The following is a 575-nucleotide window of genomic DNA, read 5'->3' on the forward strand; positions in this document are numbered from 1 at the left end:
CGCTTGCTCCGATCTGGCGATGAGCCGTTGCCGGATCGTTTCATGACTGATCGCTTGATAACCCAGCAGCTCTTTGATTTGCCGTGCTGACTCATGGTAAGAGGGGCCTGCGGTTGCCAGTTCAACTGCCCACTCCTCAAGATGCGGACTGATCCCCGTTTGCCCATCAAAGGCTAGCGCTTGATCAAGCAAATAGACATAGGTGCCTTTTTCACGATCCTGATACAGCCTGCGAGAGAAACTGATTTCACCAAATGATGTGCTCATCGTCACTTGTCGCTTATCACGCAGTCGATACCTGGTATGATCGCGATTTGCCATGATCCAACTATCGATTTCCTCGAGACAGCGAACCATGACTTCGGCAAACATCGCTTGTAATTGTTGAAATAAATTCACTTCGATTTCTTTCAATGTCGGCAAATTCATGATAAACTGTTGCATGAGGCTTCCCCTTTCTGAGTGGTTTGTTTTGCCGCATTTCACTCTACCAAGAAGGGAAGCCTTTTTCCATGCTTTCAAGCATTGTTTCACCAATTATTCCTTTTTACTGCCCACAAACATTTTACACTCAC

The 575-nt window shown here is 46.4% G+C and carries 1 protein-coding gene; it reads right to left on the reverse strand.

Features of this window, described 5'->3' with window-relative positions:
- Window positions 1–522, reverse strand: a 522-nt coding sequence (locus PRECH8_RS14190; protein ID WP_200967742.1) for a UPF0236 family transposase-like protein, incomplete at its 3' end; no start/stop codon positions are given.
- Window positions 523–575: the final 53 nt, after the last annotated feature.

Source organism: Insulibacter thermoxylanivorax, assembly GCF_015472005.1.
In the GTDB taxonomy this organism is placed as follows: Bacteria; Bacillota; Bacilli; order Paenibacillales; family DA-C8; genus Insulibacter; species Insulibacter thermoxylanivorax.